The 2,145-nt window shown below is 45.2% G+C and carries 2 protein-coding genes; both read right to left on the reverse strand.

Going from position 1 to position 2,145, the window contains the following annotated elements:
- On the reverse strand, positions 1-560 hold a 560-nt coding region (locus F6K38_RS34965), incomplete at its 3' end, for a PDZ domain-containing protein (protein ID WP_287359696.1).
- Positions 561-947: 387 nt separating this feature from the next.
- Positions 948-1,934, reverse strand: a complete 987-nt coding sequence (locus F6K38_RS34970; RefSeq protein ID WP_502709631.1) for an undecaprenyl-diphosphate phosphatase — start codon at positions 1,932-1,934, stop codon at positions 948-950.
- Positions 1,935-2,145: the final 211 nt, after the last annotated feature.

Consider the following 2,145-nt stretch of genomic DNA (forward strand, 5'->3'; position numbering starts at 1 on the left):
AGCCGTCGCTCCTGAAACCACCTTAACTGCTCTAAAATTTGCCCAGCCCGAGGATTTTTCAGTAACCGTATGCGCACATCCGGTTCAGTAGCATGAACCGAAACATAAAGAGGAGATAGACGCATCCGTTCGATCCGATCCCACTCGGTTTGAGTCAGATTGGTCAGAGTTAAGTAAGACCCATAGAGAAAACTAAGCCGATAGTCATCATCTTTGAAATAAAGGCTTTGGCGCTTACCTGGTGGTTGTTGGTCGATAAAGCAAAATGGGCAACGATTATTGCACTGAATCAAACCATCAAATAACGCTGTCTCGAATTCCAGCCCTAAATCGTCATCATAGTCTTTCTCAATTTCGATCACATGAGTCTTACCCGCCCCATCCAGCACTTCCAGTTCTAAAATTTCATCCGCACACAGGAATTGATAATCAATCAAATCACGGGGATGGCTACCATTAATCGCAACAATAGAATCCCCTGGTTCAAATCCAATCTCAGCGGCAATGGAGTTGGGAAGAACCTTAGTGATTAATACTGGACGAATCGAGCTTTGACTCATTGATAGCAGTTTTCAATTGGGTGAGGCACAAAGTCCTAGGTTTTAGGGAGCAGGGAGCAGGGAGTAGGGAGCAGGCAAGAGGCAAGAGGCAATAGGCAACAGACAACAGGCAAGAGGCAAGAGGCAAGAGTGAAAAAATTCTATCTACCTAATAGTTATGAAAAACGTTGTATTATATAGCGTTTATAGGATTTATGAGGTATGCTTCTCAACCTCAAAGTCCCCCTTGATAAGGGGGATTTAGGGGGATCCCTTTGTACCTCATGGCATAGAGAATTGCTATATCCAAAATATATATCCAAATCTACCATAGTTGAAGGGATAATTCTCCCCATCTCCCCATCTCCCCATCTCCCTATCTTCCCACACTTCCGACACTTGCGGACGCTAACTATTTTGTAACAGCCCAGTTATGATACCACCTAAAATTACTAACCCAAACAATAACCGATACCAGACAAATATCCAGACACCTTTTTTCTTGAGATAGTTAATCATCCATGCGATCGCTACGTAGGAAAATGCTGCTGATGAAATCACCCCTACAATCAGTGACATTGCGCCAGCATCCCCGATGCCATCTTTGAGCAAACCGACTAACTCCACTAAACCAGCTAAGGTAATCGCTGGGATGCCCAACAAAAAGGAAAACCTTGCTGCGGTTGCTGGTTCCAAACCCATGAATAAACCAGCAGTCAGAGTTGAGCCAGACCGGGAGACACCAGGCATTAAAGCCAACGCCTGAGCCAAGCCCATCCCGATCCCATCTTTAAGACCTAAATCCTCAAAGTTACGCTTACGCTTACCCACCACTTCAGAAACACCCATCAACAAACCCATCACAATCGAGACATAGGCGATTGACATGGTACTCCGTATCGGAGAATTGTCATAATCAGGGATAAAGATTTTAATCAGCAGTCCAAAGAAGACAATGGGTAGGGTTCCCAACGCAATTCCCAGGGCCATCTGGAAGTCTTGGGATTGGTAATCGGATGTACGGATAGCTTTGAATGCGCCAGTAGTGACTTTACTCAAGTCTCCCCAGAAGTACCACACCACCGCCGCAATCGAGCCTAGTTGAATCACAGCCGTAAACGCAACCCCTGGATCACCCCAGCCTAAGGCCACAGGTACCACTTTTAAATGAGCGGTACTACTGATGGGCAGGAATTCCGTAAACCCCTGTACAAAACCCAGCACCACCGCCTGAAAAATAGTCATGTGAGGCGTAGTAATTGTGGCAGTGGTACTGGTTGAGGATAAGACATCTGGGGCAGGAGTTGTGGCGAGAACCTTCAAGGGGAAGGTAAGGCAGGCGCTAAGGACAGCAATGATAGAAAAATTGATAAATTGACGTTTTGATAAGACCATTCTTTCCCCTATTGAGGTTGCTGTAGCTGAATCAGCCAGCCTGAATTCAATCGGTATTCTGGCATAAGTTACCAATAATCGCCAAGGGAATCTGGATGCTTAGCAAACTCTTTATCTTATCCCAATTCCATTCCATCTTGATCTTTAATCCTTAAACCTTAATATTTCATCCTTTTTGGGAATCGGGAATCGGGAATCGGGAATCGGGAAT

Origin of the sequence: Moorena sp. SIO3B2 (assembly GCF_010692525.1) — a bacterium.
GTDB lineage: Bacteria > Cyanobacteriota > Cyanobacteriia > Cyanobacteriales > Coleofasciculaceae > Moorena > Moorena producens.